The following is a 15749-nucleotide window of genomic DNA, read 5'->3' on the forward strand; positions in this document are numbered from 1 at the left end:
TTTTTATTTTAAAATTTTCATACACATAATTTTTGATTTACAAATAATTTTCTTATTAATAATTGCTTTACTACTAAAATAGAGTAAAAGATTTTTTTCTTTTTCTAAAGTACTTTTTATTATTATTTGATCTCCAGGAAAAGCTGGTTTTTTAAAACGAGCTTGATCAATACCTACAAGGTAATAAAATATTTTTTTTTCTAATTTTATATTATTTATACTTTTATATATTAAAATACTTGTAGTTTGTATCATAGATTCTAATAATAATACTCCAGGGTAAATTGGGTTTCCAGGAAAATGACCTTGAAAACAAGGTTCATTCATAGAAATATTTTTTATAGCATTTAAAAATTTAAATTTTTTAAATGCTACGATTCTATCTACTAAAATAAATGGATATCTATGTGGTAAGACAGATAAAATTTCATTTATATTTAACATATTATTTTAATAATTTCAAATTATAAAAATAAATTTATTATATAATTTTAAAATTATTAAATAAAATTTATTAATCATGTTATATAAATAAAATATTATTCTGTTGTATTGCTAAATCAATAACATCATTTGTTATATCTTTAACATCTTTTATATAAGCTATAGTAGAAATATCTAAAACAAGGTTATAATTTCCTTTTTCTGCAATAATATTAACTAATTTACTTATAAAAAATAATATTTTATTACGTGCTTTTTCTTGTCTTTGATTATTTTTTTTTGTAAAATATTCTATTTTTTTTAATAATATTTTTTTTTCATATATAATTTCTTTTTTTATTTCTTCTTTAGCTTTTTCTGACAATTTTGTATTTTTTAATTTTTGTATTTTATATAAAAATGATTTTTTCATTTTTTCTATTACTAAAAAATCTGAATGTAATTCTTTTTCTAATTCTTTAGATATTTTTTCTTTTTGAGGTATTGCATTAAAAATTTTTGCAATATTTATTACTACTATTTTTGAACAACAATAAGCACCATTAAATGGTGTGATTAATATCATTATTAATAATGTTACTTTTAAAAAATATTTCATATTAAATATATCTCCCTTTTTATTTTAATTTTAAATAAAATTTACCATTCTTTTGAAAAATTAAATTGAAGAAATTGAATTTTATCTGTTTTATAAGTTTTAAATGGATATGCTAAAGATATAGTAATATCTCCAAATGGTGTATGAAATTGAAAAGATAAACCTATTGAAGATCTTATTTGAGAAAAAAAATTAAAATTAGGAATTTTATATAATTTAAATAAATAATTATTTTTCCATGAAGTATCTATTAGATTACCAATATCTAAAAAAATAGAAGTTTTTATTTGTTTTATATAATTATTATCTAAAAATGAAATAGGAAAAATTAACTCATTATTTAAATTAAATAAAAAATTACCTCCAATTGGATTATCAGATAAACAAATAGTTTTTCCATTATCACAATGATATTTTTTTGAATTATAGTAAATTCCTTTAGGACCAATACTATTATTTTTAAAACCTCTAATTGTATCAGACCCTCCTAAATAAAAATTTTTATAAAAAGGATATTTACCACCTAAAAAACCATTACCATAACCAAAATTACTTTTAAATAAAAATACTGGAGAATATTGTAAAAAATTTTTAAATATTTGTAAATTTAAAGGAATATATCTTGAATAATTAAAATTAATTTTATAATTACGATTTTTACTATACCAGGGTATGGAAAAATATGTATTTAGAAAACTAAAAATACCATCTGATGGAATATTTGAATTATCTAAATTACTATATGAAAAAGTATAATTAATTATAAATTCATCTAATAAATAACTATTATGTGATTTTTTATATCTTTGATATCCTACATATTTAAGATAATTCCATAAAGATAATTGTGGTTCAATATTACTAATTTGATTTTGTATAAATCCAATATTATTTGTAATAATAAAATTATTATTAATTGGTAATTTTAAAATTCCAAAAAAGCCTTTATTCTTATTTATATAATTATAAAAAAAATTATTATCGTCATTTATTGTATTTAAAAATATTTTTATACCAGCATTAATTTTTTTAAAAAAAACATGATTTTTCATTATAAAAAATTCTAAATAAGAATGGTAAAAATCTTTATTAAAATTAAGATCTATATCATACCCAGTACCTATAAAATTATTTTGTTGTAAAACAGTATTAAATCCTAATAAACCTCCTTTAATCATTCCTAATCCTGATTTTAAAGATCCTTGATTTTTTTCATCTACTTGATATGTAATATCTAATGTATTATTTGGATCATTATTTTTATGTAAAAATATTTCCACTGTATTAAAATATCCTAAAGAATATAATCTTTCTCTAGTTTTTTTTATTAATTCAATATTAAGCGGATTACCTTCTATTTGTAATAATTCATTTCTTAAAATATAATCTTTAGTAAAATTATTCCCTAAAAAATTTATTTTTCTTACAAAATATCTTTTATTAGTTTTTATATTAAAGATTATATTTATTTTATTATTTTTTTGATCTAAAATTGTTTTTATTATAATTTCAGGTTTTAAAAATCCATTTTTTTCTAAAATTTTCTTTATTTTATTTCTTAAAGTAAGAATTTTATTATTTTGATAAACTTCCCCAGGAATAATATTAATTATATTTTTAATATATTTAAAATATTTTTTTTTATCAATATTTATTAAAATTTCATTATAAAAAAATTTTTTATTTTCTTCAATTTTAATTACTAAATAAATATTTTTTTTATTAAGTGATAAATATTGTGTAACATTTTTAATTTTAAAATTTACATATCCTTTATTTATATAAAAATTTTTTAAATTATTTAAAACTTTTAAAATGAAATTAATTTCATATTTATTTTTTTTTGAAAAAATAAATAAAAAATTATTATTTATTTTTAAATAATTTAATAAAAAATTTGTTGTATAAACATTATTACCTATAATATTAATTTGTTTAATTTTGGTAAAATTATCTTCCTTAAAAACTATTAAAATATTTACTTTATTATTTACATCTTTTTGAACTTTTATTTTAATAAATGAAGACAACATTGAGTATTTTAAAAAAACTAATTCTATATTTTTCCGAAAAAAAAATAATGAATTGTTATTCAATATTTGACCCTTTTTTATTTGTAATTTATTTAATAAAAAATTAATATCATTACTATTGAATATTTTATTCCCTTTAATTATTATATTATTAATAATTGGTTTTTCTATAACTTCTACAAAAAAATAATTTTTTTTTTGAAAAACATTAACACTATTAACCATATTAGTATTATATAAAATATATATTATTTTAGATATTTCTTTTAAAGAAAGACAATTTTTTTTATTTATATAAGAAGATATATTAAGGTTTTGTAACTTAATTTTATTAAGACCAAAAAATATTATATTTTTAATACAATAATTATTTTTCTTTAAAAGAGTTGCATAACAAATAATATTTGTATGAAAAATTAATAAAAAAATAAATATATATTTAAAATATTTAATACTTTTTATAAAATATTTTTTTTTAAAATTGTTTAAAATCATTTATTAATGTAAACCCCATAATTATAATTAAAATAATAATACTAATAGTATATATTATTTGCTTAATTTTATATGATAATTTTTTACCAATAATTTTTTCAAAAATTAAAAGTAATAATTGTCCACCATCTAAAATTGGAATAGGTAATAAATTAATTATACATAAATTAATATTTATTAAAGATAAAAACATAAAATAATAAATAAAGTTATTACGCATTAATATACTTGCAATATGTCCTATTGAAAGAGGGCCATTTAATTTGTAAATATTTTTTTTACTATTTAATAAATAAATAAATGAATTTAAGATTAATTTAATTGATTTAAATGTTTCACTAATTGATTTTTTAAATGATTTTATAAAATTTAACCTATATATGCTTTTTGAATCATTTTTAATATTTATTATTTTGGGTAAAAAACCTAAAAAACCTATTTTTTTTGATTTTCTAAAAGAACTTAAGATCTTAAAATCTATATTTTTTTGTTTTCTTTTTATATTTATATGAATAATTTTATTTGGGTTTTTATAAATAAATTTTTGAAAATTATACCAATTAATAAATTTTTTTCCTTCTACACTTATAATTTTATCTCCTACATGTAGTTTTGATTTTTCTGCAGGTGATCCAGGTATTATGTATGTAATAGTAGGATTAATTTTTAATCCTTTAGGTAAAATTCCTAACATTAATATTAAATTTTTTTCTTTTGAAAATTTTAAAAAATTGTTATCAATATTTAATTTTTTACTTTTAATAAAATTAGAATTTAATTCCAAATTTATTTTATGATGTGTATTAATATTTTTAATTAATGATATATTTAAAAAATTCCAATTATTAATATTCATACCATTGATTTTTTTAATTTCAAAATTAGGTTTTAAACCAATTAAATTAGCAATTGAAATATAATTAATTTCATTAATAATATTTTTTTTTATTGGTAAACCAATAAAAAAAATGATCCAATAAATTATTATTGCAAAAATAATGTTCGCAATTGGTCCACCTAAAATAATTAATATTTGTTTTAAAAAATTTATTTGATCAAAAAATAATAATTTAAATTTTTTTACGTATTTAATATTACTATTGTGAATATAATCAGGAATTTTAACGTAACCTCCAAATGGAATTAATCTTAATATATAATTAGTTCCGTATTTGTCACGATATTGAAAAATTTTTTTACCAAAACCTAAAGAAAAACATTCTATATAAATATTAAATAATCTTGCTATATAAAAATGTCCATATTCATGAACTATAACTAAACTACTTATAGTTATAATAAATATTATTATATCATATAAAATACTCAACAAAATTTGAACTCCTAAAATTATTATTAATTAATTAATATAAATAATATTAAATTAAAATTTATCTGTAAAATAAATAATTTATTTTATTTAAAAAAAATTTTTTGTAAAAAAAATTAAATAAATAAATTTTATTAAAAATTTATTCAATCTCCACCAAAACGACGATGTCTTTTTGTAAAGGAATTTAATGCTTTTTGAAAATCTTTTTTATTAAAATCAGGCCATAATTTTTTAGTAAAATATAATTCTGAATATGCAATCTGCCAAATCAAAAAATTACTTATACGATATTCACCACCTGTTCTTATTACTAAATCTACAGGAAAAATATCATTTAAGCAAATATGATTATTTACAATATTTTCGTTAATATTTTTAGGATTTAAAAGTCCTTTATAAACTTTTAAAGCAATTTTTTTTATACTATTTACAATATCCCAACGACCACCATAATTAGCTGCTATATTTAATAATAATTTATTATTATTTTTTGTTAAATTTTCTGCTTTAATAATTGCTTTTTGTAAAGAAAAATTAAATTTGTTTTTATTACCAATAATTTTTAAACGTATTTTTTTTTTTTTCAAATTGATTGTTTCAACATCTAAAATTTTTTTAAATAAATTCATCAAAAATTTTATCTCATCACTAGATCTTTTCCAATTTTCACTACTAAAAGCATATAAAGTTAATGCTTTTATATTATATTTTAGTGATAGACCGATTATTTTTTTGACCGTTTTTACACCTTCTTTATGACCTAAAAAATTTAATTTTTTGTTTTTTTTTGCCCATCTTCTATTACCATCCATAATAATAGCAATATGATTAGGTTTAATAGTAATATTATTTTTTTTTTTACTAATGTTATTTGCTTTCATTTTTTAAAATTTAAATCTTAAATTTTAACTAAAAATTAAGTATAAAAAAATTATAAATTTTTTTAAAAAATAATTATTTAATTAAACAATTCTTTTTCTTTTTTTTTTAAAAAATCTTTTATATGACTAATATATAATATTGTTTGTTTTTGAATAAGATTATATAATTTTTTCTCTTGGTCTTCACTTATTTGTTTTTTTTTAAAAAAAAACTTAATTTTATTATTTGTTTTCCTACGTATATTACGAATACTAATTTTATTTAATTCTGCTTCTATTTTAATATTCTTTAAAATTTTTATTTTTCTAAATTCCGTAATAGGAGGTATATTTACATAAATACTATCACCTATTATTTTTGTTGTTACATCTAGATTTGAAAGTACAATACTTTTTTCTATATTTTTTAGTATTGTAGAATCAAATGGAGTTACTTTTAAAGTAGAATAATTTTCTACAATTATAGAAGATATATGATTAATTAATATTAATTTATTATTTAATTTTAAAAAAATATTATTTAATAAATGAGGAGATAATCTATTACTTGATAAAATATTAATTTTATCAATAAATATATTTAAACATTTTTGCATATTTTTTTTATTATTATCTATAATAGAATTATACATATAAATTCCTTAAATTATATTATTTTATTTAATTATTTTTAATTATTGTTCCTTCTATTTTACCTGTCAATATTCTATAAAGTGATCCTGGTTTTTGAATGTTAAAAATATGTATAGGTATATTATAATCACGTGCTAAGATAAAAGCTGTATTATCCATAATTTTTATTTTTTTCTTTATTACATAATCATATTCTATTTTATTAAAAAATTTAGCATCAGGATAAATTAAAGGATCTTTTGAGTATACTCCATTAACTTTTGTTGCTTTTAATACGGCATCAGCTTCTAATTCAATTCCTCTTAAACATGCCGTAGTATCTGTAGTAAATAAAGGATTTCCTATTCCCCCTGTTAATATAATTATATTATTTTTAATTAAATCAATTGCTTTAAAAGCATTATATCCTTGACATATACCCTGAATTGGAAAAGATGACATTAAATAAACGTTAATTAATTTATTTTTAATTGATTGATATAATAATAAACCATTAATTATAGTTGATAACATACCAATTTGATCACCTAATACTCTTTTTAAATTATTATTACCTTCACAATATTTACCTCTAAATAGATTTCCTCCTCCTATTACTATAGCTAATTCAATACCTAATGGTAAAATACTTTTTATTTCTTTTATAAGATAATCTAATAATTTATTATCTATACCGGATAAATTTTTACCTTGTAAAAATTCTCCACTGATTTTTAATATAATACGATTATAAATTATTTTTGATTGAATATTCATATAACACTTATTATATTTTTTATATAAAATATATTTTATTAAAATAAATAAATAAAACAATTAATTTTTAACAATATTTGTACCTAATTCTAAACATATAAATTTTAAAATTTGCATATTATTTTCATTTAAAAAATTAAATACCGTTTTGTTATTATCTAATAAAAATTTTTGATTATATAAAGTAATGTTATTTATAAATTTTCTTAAACGTCCTTCTATTATTTTTTTAACAATTATTTTAGATTTATTATGTTGTAATGCAATTTTTTTTTGTAGTTGATATTCATTTTTTATAATATTTATCGGAATGTCTTTTTCATTAATATAATTAGGTTTTAACATTGCTATATGCATTGCAATTTGTTTCATTAATAAATTATTATTTACATTAGATTTAATCATTACACCAATACGTTTGTTATGATGTATATATTTTCCTATAAATTTTCCTTTAATATAATTTAAGCGATTAATATATATATTTTCCTTTAATATTCCAATTAATTCTATTCTTTCTTTATTAAAAATTTTTCTTATAAAAGATATATCTGTTTGGTGATTTTTAATTATATATTTTAAAATTTTATTTCCAAAATTTATGATTTGTACTGATTTTGTTACAAAATCAGTTTGACAATTTATTTCTAATAATATTCCAAAATCTTCAACAAGATAATCTAAAATTACTCCTTCTTTTGTTTTATTTTTAGATTTTTTAATAGATTCTATTTTTTCATATTTTTTTATATAAGCTAGAGCTTGATTAATATCTCCCTTTGTTTTTGTTAATGCTTTTTTACATTCAATAATACTAATATTTGTTATATTTCTTAATTTTTTAATTTTATTAATATCAATTTTCAATATTATCTCCTAATTAATTTTTAAATTATCTTTATTATTAATTTTTAAATTATTATTAATAATAGTTTTAGTTACATAATATAAATATAATTTAATTGCACGAATAGCATCATCGTTAGCAGGTATAACAAAATTAATTCCTTCAGGATTTGAATTAGTATCTACTATAGCAAAAATAGGAATATTTAATTTTTTAGCTTCATTAATAGCAATTTTTTCATGATTTACATCAATAACAAATACTGCATCAGGTAATCCTCCCATATTTTTTATACCACCTAAACTTTTTTCTAAATTTAATAATTCTCTATTACGTGTTAGAATTTCTTTTTTTATTAATTGTTTAAAGATTCCATTTTTTTTTTGTAATTCTAATTCTTTTAATTTTTTAATAGATTTTTTTACAGTTTTCCAATTAGTTAACATACCTCCTAACCAACGATGATTTACAAAAAATTGATTACAATTAATTGCAGTTTCTTTTATAAGATTAGATGCTGCTTTTTTAGTTCCAATAAACAAGATTTTACCTTTACGAGAACTTATTTTTTTTAATTCTTTTAAAGCATTATTAAACATAATAATAGTTTTATCTAAATTTATAATATGTATTTTATTTTTATATTTAAAAATAAATTTTTTCATTTTCGGATTCCAATAACGAGTTTGATGTCCAAAATGAGCTCCTACTTTGAACATTTCATTAATAGAAATAGACATAATTTATTTATCCTTATTTTTTATATTATAGAAATAATATTATATAATTATTATATATACAAAAAAGTATTTGATTAATTATATTAAATTAATTTAGATATTATTTAAATTTAATTTAACTATTTATAATATAACATTTATTATTATATAATTAATAAATTTATAGAAAGAAAATAATGAAAATTATAATTAAAAATACGGAAGAAATAAAAAAAATTTATAAATCTTGTCAATTAGCAGTAGAAGTATTAGAAATGATTAAAAAATATATATTACCTGGAGTTAGTACTGAAGAAATAAATAATATATGTCATAATTATATTACAAAAAATCAAAAAGCTATACCTGCTACTTTAGGATATAATGGTTTTCCAAAATCTGTATGCATTTCTAAAAATGATATTGTATGTCATGGAATTTCAAATAAAAATGATATATTAAAAAATGGTGATATTGTTAATATAGATGTAACTATTTTATATAATAATTATTATGGTGATACATCAAAAATGTTTTTTGTAGGTAATAAAATTTCTAAAAAATCTAAATTATTATGTTTAACTGCTCAAAAAAGTTTATATAAAGCTATTAATATTTTAAAACCAGGTATTAGATTATATAAAATTGGGAAAGTAATACAAAATTATGTAGAATCAAAAAAATTTTCTGTTGTAAGAAATTATTGTGGACATGGTATAGGTAAAAATTTTCATGAAGATCCACAAATTTTACATTATAAATCATATGATTATGGTATTTTATTAAAACCTGGTATGATATTTACTATTGAACCTATGATAAATATAGGACATCATGATGTATATTTAACAAGAGATAATTGGACTGTCAAAACTAAAGATAAAACTAATTCAGCACAATATGAACATACTGTACTTATTACTAATTTTGGAAGAAAAATTTTAACTTTAAGAAAAGAAGAAAAAATACATTTTAAATATATATAAATTTGATATAGTTAAGTAATTAAAAATTTTTAATTACTTAACTATATCAAAATTTAATTATCTAAAAAACTTTTTAAAATTTCTGATCGACTAGGATGTCTTAATTTTCTTAATGCTTTTGCTTCTATTTGTCTAATTCTTTCTCTAGTTACATCAAATTGTTTTCCTACTTCTTCTAAAGTATGATCAGAATTCATGTCAATACCAAATCTCATTCTTAATACCTTAGCTTCTCTTGGAGTTAAACTAGATAAAATATTATATGTTGCTGTTTTTAAACTTTCTGAAGTTGCTGAATCTAATGGTAATTCTAAAGTATTATCTTCGATAAAATCACTTAAATGTGATTCTTCATCATCACCTATAGGTGTTTCCATAGAAATTGGTTCTTTAGCTATTTTTAAAACTTTTCTAATTTTATCTTCAGGTATAAGCATGTACTCTGATAGTTCTTCTGGGGTAGGTTCTCTTCCTAATTCTTGTAAAATTTTTCTAGAAACTCTATTAAGTTTATTTATAGTTTCAATCATATGAACAGGTATTCTTATTGTTCTAGCTTGATCTGCAATAGATCTTGTTATTGCTTGTCTAATCCACCATGTGGCATATGTAGAAAATTTATAACCTCTTCTATATTCAAATTTATCTACTGCTTTCATCAAACCTATATTACCTTCTTGGATTAAATCAAGAAATTGTAATCCTCTATTTGTATATTTTTTTGCAATAGAAATAACTAATCTTAAATTAGCTTCAATCATTTCTTTTTTTGCTTTTTGAGTTTTTAGTTCACCTATAGAGATATTTTTATTAATATTTTTAATTTTTTTTATTGTTAATCCTGTTTCTTTTTCAATATTAATTAATTTTATAAAACTTTTATTTATTTTATTAAAAAAAATATCATCATTATGTAAATAATTTTTATTTTTTAATTTAAGTTTTTTTAATTTTTTTAAAAATAAATTTTTATTAGTTTCATGATTATAAAATATATATGTAAATTTTTTTTTTGATATATTATATTTTTTAATACATATTTTTAATATATTATATTCTTCTGTACGTATACGAAACATTATAGAACGCATCTTAGATACTAAATAATTAAATTCTTTAGATACTAACCGAAATTGTTTAAAAATATTTTTAAGATTTTTTAATTTAATTAATGATTTATGATGATTTCTACCTTTTTTTTTAATAAAAATTGATGTTATATAATATTGTTTTTTTAATTCTAAAAATTTTTTTTTTGCTAAATTATTATCTATAATATTCTCATTATTTTCTGTCTGAATATTATTAGATAATTCTTGATGATTAGAAATTATAATTTTTTCTTTAATATTAAAATTAATAATACCACGTATTAAATCTGATAAACGAAGATTACCAGATTGAACTTTATCATATTTTTTTAATAAATATTTAATAGAATTAGGATATTCTGCTATTGAAGATTGTACTTGATTAATACCTTCTTCTATACGTTTAGCTATATGAATTTCCCCCTCTCTTGTTAGAAGTTCTACAGTACCCATTTCTCTCATGTAAATACGTACTGGATCTGTAGTTCTCCCCATTTCTGATTCTACATTAGATAATACTTGTACTTCATCTTCTACTTCTGTTAAATTATTTGTATTATTATTTAATATTAAATCATCATTATCAGGAGCTTCTTCCATTACTTGAATACCCACATCATTTATCATTTGAATAATATTTTTTATTTGATTAGAACTTATAATATTATCAGGTAAATGATCATTAATTTCTGAGTAAGTTAAATAACCCTTTTCTTTTCCACGTTTTATAAGAAATTTAAGTTGTGATTTTGAGTTATGATCCATAAACAATTCCATACTTTTATTTATTAATATTTAAATAAATTTTAATTAAATAACATTTCACACAAATTATTTATTAAATAAATAAAATTTTTACATATATATTATTAATAATATTTTAAATATATTTTATCAAATTTTTTAAATTATTTTTTTTGAATTAATATTTTATTTAAAGACCATAATTCTTGTTTTTTTTTATAATTTAATCCTTCTCTTCTATCTAATGATATTAAATATTCTATTCTATTTTCTAATATATTTATTTTTAATTTTTTTATTAAATTTATAAAAAATTTTTCTATTTTATTATCAGGAATCATATGGTTCCATGTTACTAAAATTTCAAGAATTTTCTTTAATTTAGTACCTCTATATTGTTCTAATATTTTCACTGTTGTTGTATTTTTATTTTTATAAAAATTTACAAATTTTATAAAAAAAAATAAACCATCTATATTTGAACTTTTAAAAAATTTTAATTTTGGAACAAATTTTATTAATTTTGGATATTGTATTAATAAACTTAATAATATACGAATAGTAGTTTTTTTAAAATTATTATTTATAATTGTTTTTTTTTTATATTTTATTGGATTATATATATCAAGAAAATTAATAATACCTATTTTTTCTCCTAATTGTTGAATTAAATTTATTCTAAAAAGATAATTAGGAATTAATTTAATATATGACAAAGCTTTATGAATAAAATAAGTTTTTTCTTCACAAGAAGTAAATAAATTTTTTAAAAATAATTGTTTAAAAAAAAATTTTGAAAATGATAAAGAATTATTAATTCTTTTTTCAAAAAACATTTGTCCTTCTTTTCTAATTAAACTATCTGGATCTTCTTTATTTGGTAAAATCATAAATTTAACTTCTTTACCATTAATTAAATAAGGTAAACTCATTTTTAAAGATTTCCATTGTGCATCTATACCTGATTTATCTCCATCATAACAATAAATAATTTTGTTTGTTATACTAAATAATTTTTTCATATGTTTATTAGTAATAGAAGTTCCTAATATAGCTACTGCATATTTTATATTAAATTGAAATAAACTAATTACATCAATATATCCTTCTACTATTAATATTTTTTTTATAATATTATTTTCTTTTTTTGTTTCATATAATCCATATAATTCACTACTTTTATGAAAAATATCATTTTCTGAAGAATTTAAATATTTAGGAGGTTTATTTTTTAGAACTCTTCCACCAAAACCAACTACAAAACCTTTTATATTTTTAATTGGAAATATAATTCTATTATAAAAAATATCATAAAAATTATTATTTTTTTCATTTATTCTTAAAATACCTAGTTTTTCATATAAAATTTTGATAGTTTTAGTATTGTTTAAAATTTTATTGGTCCAATATAAAGGAGAAAAACCAATAGCAAAATATTTTATAATATATAAATTAAATCCTCTATTTAATAAATACTTATAAGCTTTTTTTCCTGAAATATTAAATAAAGCATTTGTATAAAAAGTACTTAAACTAAAAATTAATTTATAATAAATATTATTTTTTTTAGATACTTTTTTTAATGTATTTGAATTATTATCTATAATTGGTATACTAAACATATTTGATAGTAATTCTATACTTTCAAGAAAAGATAAATTATCGTAATACATAATAAAATCAATAATATTACCATGTACACCACATCCAAAACAATGATATAATTGTTTTTCAGAATTAACTACAAAAGAAGGATTTTTTTCTAAATGAAAGGGACAAATTCCAAAAAAATTTTTTCCTTTTTTTTTTAATTTGATTTTATTTTTAATTAGATATACAATGTCTATTTGATCTAATAAATTATTAATAAATATACGAGATACATATTTAATCATAAAAATAATTTTTCATAATTTATTACTTTTTATAAATAAATAATAATTTTTTTAATATAAACGTATTCTTTTAGCATTTTCTCTAGATATTTTTTTTATATGTCTTTTTATTGCAGACGCTTTCGCTCTTTTTCTCTCTGTTGTTGGTTTTTCATAAAATTCCCTACGTCTTACTTCTGCTAAAATTCCTGCTTTTTCACATGAACGTTTGAAACGTCTTAAAGCTAAGTCAAATGGTTCATTATCACGTACTTTTATAATAGGCATAATATAAAAATTCCCCTATTTTATATTTATTTAATTTTTAATAATAATTTATATATTATAGTATATAATATAAAATATATAAATAAATTTTTTATATTACTTTATATTAAAAAATAATTAATTTTTTAAGGTTAAATATGCTTTTTATGGGAATAGAAACATCATGTGATGATACATCAGTAGCAATTTATGACAATAATTTAGGAATATTATGTAATAATATTTATACTCAAAAAATACATTCTAAATATGGAGGTGTAGTACCTGAATTAGCAGCTAGAAATCATTTAAAAATAATTATTCCTCTAATTAAAAAAACTTTATTTAAAATAAAAAAAAATTTAAGTGATATCAATGCAATAGCTTATACATCAGGACCAGGACAAATAAATTCTTTAATAATAGGAGCAATTATTTCACATACATTAGCTTTTTCTTTAAATATTCCTATTATTCCAGTAAATCATATGGAAGGACATTTGTTTTCTATAATGTTACAAAAAAATAAACCTACCTATCCTTTTATAGGTTTATTAATTTCTGGTGGACATACTCAGTTAATTTATACATCTAAATTTGGAGAATATAAAATATTAGGAAAAAATATAGATGATGCTGTAGGGGAAACTTTAGATAAAATATCTAAACTCTTAGGATTAGATTACCCTGGTGGTAAAAATTTATTTAAATTATCTAAATATGGTACTCCCAAAAAATTTGTGTTTCCCAGACCTATGATACTAAAAAAAAATAATTTAAATTTTAGTTTTTCTGGATTAAAAACTTTCGTAATAAATTTTATAAAAAAACAAAATTTAAAAAATTTTAAAATTAGAGCAGATATTGCATGTGCATTAGAAGATGCAGTAATAGAAACTCTTTATATTAAAAGTTTAAGAGCTTTAAAAAAATATAATATTAATCAATTGATAATTGCAGGAGGAGTTAGTGCAAATATAAAATTAAGAATATTTTTACATAAAAAATTAAAAAAACATAATATAAAATTATTTTATAGTAATAAAAAATTATGTACTGATAATGCAGCTATGATTGCTTACATTGGAGCAAAAAATTTTTCTCCAAAAAATAAAAAATATATATTAAAAAATATTTATATAAATTCTAAACTATCTTTAGAAGATAAGATTTAAATTTTTTTAAAAAAATTATTTTAAAATAATTTTTAATAATTGAGATATTTAATAATGTTATTAAATTATTTTTCTTATATAATATTAAGCATAGTTCAAGGTTTAACTGAATTTTTACCTATATCTTCAAGTGCTCATATTATTATTTTTTCTAAAATATTAAATATTATAAAAAATGATAATTTACAAACTTTTAAAATAATTATTCAATTAGGATCTACATTAGCAATAATAATATTTTTTTGGAAAAAACTAAAAAAAATTATATTTAATACAATTAAATATAATTTTTTTTATTATAAAAAAATAAATTTATTACATATGGTAGTATCCGTACTACCAGTAGTAGTTATTGGATTAATTTTTTATGATAAAATTAAAATAATAAATAATATTCAATTTATTATTTTTGGATTATTTTTTGGAGGAATATTATTATTTTTTTCAGAAAAATTCAAACCTAAAAAATATACTATTAATAGTATGAATGATATATCATTTATTAATATTTTCCTTATTGGATGTTTTCAATGTTTAGCCTTATTACCAGGAATTTCAAGATTAGGATCAACATTATCAATAAGTTTATTAATAGGAATTAAACGTATTATTGCAACTGAATTATGTTTTATAATATCTATACCTGTTATTTTTGGAGCAAATTTATTAGAAATATATAAAAATTATTCGGTAATAAATTTTAATAATATAAAAATATTTTTTATCGGTTTTTTTATTTCATTTATTATAAGTTTCATTTTTATTAAAAAATTTATTTATATAATAAATAATATTTCTTTACAATGGTTTACCTTATATCGTTTATTCATAATAATATTATTATTACTAATTTTTAATTAATAATGTATTCTA

Annotated in this window: 15 protein-coding genes; 3 read left to right on the forward strand and 12 right to left on the reverse strand. The window is 17.5% G+C overall.

Annotation, left to right across the window (positions count from 1 at the left end; genetic code table 11):
• Nucleotides 1-3: 3 nt before the first annotated feature.
• From fabZ to rpsB, 9 genes are all read right to left on the reverse strand, one after another.
• Nucleotides 4-444, reverse strand: a complete 441-nt coding sequence (gene fabZ, locus GJT94_RS01100; RefSeq protein WP_168894305.1) for a 3-hydroxyacyl-ACP dehydratase FabZ — start codon at nt 442-444, stop codon at nt 4-6.
• Between the two features lie 79 nt (nt 445-523).
• Nucleotides 524-1042 (reverse strand): OmpH family outer membrane protein, encoded by a 519-nt coding sequence (locus tag GJT94_RS01105; RefSeq protein WP_168894306.1) that lies wholly within the window; start codon nt 1040-1042, stop codon nt 524-526.
• A 41-nt stretch (nt 1043-1083) separates the two neighbouring features.
• Nucleotides 1084-3570 (reverse strand): outer membrane protein assembly factor BamA, encoded by a 2487-nt coding sequence (gene bamA, locus GJT94_RS01110; RefSeq protein WP_168894307.1) that lies wholly within the window; start codon nt 3568-3570, stop codon nt 1084-1086.
• The gene (rseP, locus tag GJT94_RS01115) at nt 3551-4903 is read right to left on the reverse strand and encodes an RIP metalloprotease RseP (protein WP_168894308.1); all 1353 of its coding nucleotides are present in this window, start codon (nt 4901-4903) and stop codon (nt 3551-3553) included. Before rseP ends, bamA begins: the two co-directional genes overlap by 20 nt.
• 143 nt (nt 4904-5046) lie before the next feature.
• Nucleotides 5047-5784 (reverse strand): polyprenyl diphosphate synthase, encoded by a 738-nt coding sequence (uppS, locus tag GJT94_RS01120; protein WP_168894309.1) that lies wholly within the window; start codon nt 5782-5784, stop codon nt 5047-5049.
• Nucleotides 5785-5861: 77 nt separating this feature from the next.
• The gene (locus GJT94_RS01125) at nt 5862-6416 is read right to left on the reverse strand and encodes a ribosome-recycling factor (protein ID WP_168894310.1); all 555 of its coding nucleotides are present in this window, start codon (nt 6414-6416) and stop codon (nt 5862-5864) included.
• Between the two features lie 28 nt (nt 6417-6444).
• Nucleotides 6445-7173: a UMP kinase gene (gene pyrH / locus GJT94_RS01130; RefSeq protein ID WP_168894311.1), complete on the reverse strand. Its 729-nt coding sequence runs from the start codon at nt 7171-7173 to the stop codon at nt 6445-6447.
• Nucleotides 7174-7233: 60 nt separating this feature from the next.
• A complete protein-coding gene (tsf, locus tag GJT94_RS01135) occupies nt 7234-8040 on the reverse strand; it encodes a translation elongation factor Ts (RefSeq protein ID WP_168894312.1) in 807 nt (268 codons plus the stop codon).
• 9 nt (nt 8041-8049) lie between these two features.
• Entirely contained in the window at nt 8050-8760 is a 711-nt protein-coding gene (rpsB, locus tag GJT94_RS01140) for a 30S ribosomal protein S2 (RefSeq protein WP_425482913.1), read from the reverse strand.
• Nucleotides 8761-8936: 176 nt separating this feature from the next.
• Here rpsB and map point away from each other — a divergent pair, with 176 nt between their 5' ends.
• Entirely contained in the window at nt 8937-9725 is a 789-nt protein-coding gene (gene map / locus GJT94_RS01145; RefSeq protein ID WP_168894313.1) for a type I methionyl aminopeptidase, read from the forward strand.
• 53 nt (nt 9726-9778) lie between these two features.
• On the opposite strand, the gene rpoD is transcribed toward map, so the two are convergent.
• The 3 genes from rpoD to rpsU all read right to left on the reverse strand — a co-directional run bounded on the left by rpoD (nt 9779) and on the right by rpsU (nt 13722).
• Nucleotides 9779-11581 (reverse strand): RNA polymerase sigma factor RpoD, encoded by a 1803-nt coding sequence (gene rpoD, locus GJT94_RS01150; RefSeq protein WP_168894314.1) that lies wholly within the window; start codon nt 11579-11581, stop codon nt 9779-9781.
• Nucleotides 11582-11724: 143 nt separating this feature from the next.
• Nucleotides 11725-13455: a DNA primase gene (gene dnaG / locus GJT94_RS01155; protein ID WP_168894315.1), complete on the reverse strand. Its 1731-nt coding sequence runs from the start codon at nt 13453-13455 to the stop codon at nt 11725-11727.
• Between the two features lie 51 nt (nt 13456-13506).
• The gene (gene rpsU, locus GJT94_RS01160) at nt 13507-13722 is read right to left on the reverse strand and encodes a 30S ribosomal protein S21 (RefSeq protein WP_168894316.1); all 216 of its coding nucleotides are present in this window, start codon (nt 13720-13722) and stop codon (nt 13507-13509) included.
• Nucleotides 13723-13859: 137 nt separating this feature from the next.
• Between rpsU and tsaD the strand changes: the two genes are divergently transcribed.
• The gene (tsaD, locus tag GJT94_RS01165) at nt 13860-14876 is read left to right on the forward strand and encodes a tRNA (adenosine(37)-N6)-threonylcarbamoyltransferase complex transferase subunit TsaD (protein ID WP_168894317.1); all 1017 of its coding nucleotides are present in this window, start codon (nt 13860-13862) and stop codon (nt 14874-14876) included.
• 54 nt (nt 14877-14930) lie between these two features.
• A complete protein-coding gene (locus GJT94_RS01170) occupies nt 14931-15737 on the forward strand; it encodes an undecaprenyl-diphosphate phosphatase (RefSeq protein WP_168894318.1) in 807 nt (268 codons plus the stop codon).
• The last annotated feature ends 12 nt before the right edge of the window (nt 15738-15749 follow it).

The organism is Enterobacteriaceae endosymbiont of Donacia cinerea, assembly GCF_012569925.1.
Classification (GTDB): Bacteria; Pseudomonadota; Gammaproteobacteria; order Enterobacterales; family Enterobacteriaceae.

Excerpts from the sequence above, each read along its gene's own strand:
- fabZ (WP_168894305.1), bottom strand. The coding sequence starts at position 444 with ATGTTAAATATAAATGAAATTTTATCTGTCTTACCACATAGATATCCA.
- GJT94_RS01105 (WP_168894306.1), bottom strand. The coding sequence starts at position 1,042 with ATGAAATATTTTTTAAAAGTAACATTATTAATAATGATATTAATCACA.
- bamA (WP_168894307.1), bottom strand. The coding sequence starts at position 3,570 with ATGATTTTAAACAATTTTAAAAAAAAATATTTTATAAAAAGTATTAAA.
- uppS (WP_168894309.1), bottom strand. The coding sequence starts at position 5,784 with ATGAAAGCAAATAACATTAGTAAAAAAAAAAATAATATTACTATTAAA.
- GJT94_RS01125 (WP_168894310.1), bottom strand. The coding sequence starts at position 6,416 with ATGTATAATTCTATTATAGATAATAATAAAAAAAATATGCAAAAATGT.
- pyrH (WP_168894311.1), bottom strand. The coding sequence starts at position 7,173 with ATGAATATTCAATCAAAAATAATTTATAATCGTATTATATTAAAAATC.
- rpsB (WP_425482913.1), bottom strand. The coding sequence starts at position 8,760 with ATGTCTATTTCTATTAATGAAATGTTCAAAGTAGGAGCTCATTTTGGA.
- map (WP_168894313.1), top strand. The coding sequence starts at position 8,937 with ATGAAAATTATAATTAAAAATACGGAAGAAATAAAAAAAATTTATAAA.
- rpoD (WP_168894314.1), bottom strand. The coding sequence starts at position 11,581 with ATGGATCATAACTCAAAATCACAACTTAAATTTCTTATAAAACGTGGA.
- dnaG (WP_168894315.1), bottom strand. The coding sequence starts at position 13,455 with ATGATTAAATATGTATCTCGTATATTTATTAATAATTTATTAGATCAA.
- rpsU (WP_168894316.1), bottom strand. The coding sequence starts at position 13,722 with ATGCCTATTATAAAAGTACGTGATAATGAACCATTTGACTTAGCTTTA.
- tsaD (WP_168894317.1), top strand. The coding sequence starts at position 13,860 with ATGCTTTTTATGGGAATAGAAACATCATGTGATGATACATCAGTAGCA.
- GJT94_RS01170 (WP_168894318.1), top strand. The coding sequence starts at position 14,931 with ATGTTATTAAATTATTTTTCTTATATAATATTAAGCATAGTTCAAGGT.